This window comes from Streptobacillus felis (genome assembly GCF_001559775.1).
In the GTDB taxonomy this organism is placed as follows: Bacteria; Fusobacteriota; Fusobacteriia; order Fusobacteriales; family Leptotrichiaceae; genus Streptobacillus; species Streptobacillus felis.
Map to the genome: position 1 here is coordinate 1 of NZ_LOHX01000157.1, position 473 is coordinate 473.

Sequence of the window (473 nt, forward strand, 5' to 3'; positions counted from 1 at the left end):
TTATATCCTTTTATTTCTTCATTTTCTATTATTGGTTTTGATGTTGTTAAAGCCATATTATGTAAATTTAAAAAACTTGCACCATCTAGTGTTATTCCATTAGGATTTGAAAGTATTACATCTAATTTATCTTTACTTAATGCTTCAAGTCTTACTTTTAGTTTACTTTCTTCTAATCCTGTTACGTCTAGAAGGGCAAGTTTTGCTCTTTTATCTTTACTATTATTATTACCATTTATTAGTCCTGCAATCCTACTCCTTGCAATATTTTTTGCATTATTTATTACGTCACCTTTTTCACTCATAATGTATATTTTAAAGGTTCAACGACTTTCAACGTTAGGCCTTGCAGTATAAACTCTTATGATCACCTTCCCATTATTAATCATATTCACATATACCTTTATTTTTCTAACTTCTATTATGTTCGCATATGTAAAAAATGTATTTAAAAATGTTAGAAAATTTAGTTT

The 473-nt window shown here is 26.6% G+C and carries 1 protein-coding gene; it reads right to left on the reverse strand.

From position 1 onward, the window contains the following. Nucleotides 1-305, reverse strand: a 305-nt coding sequence (locus AYC60_RS03405) for a two-partner secretion domain-containing protein (protein ID WP_156447648.1), incomplete at its 3' end; no start/stop codon positions are given. Nucleotides 306-473 lie beyond the last annotated feature (168 nt).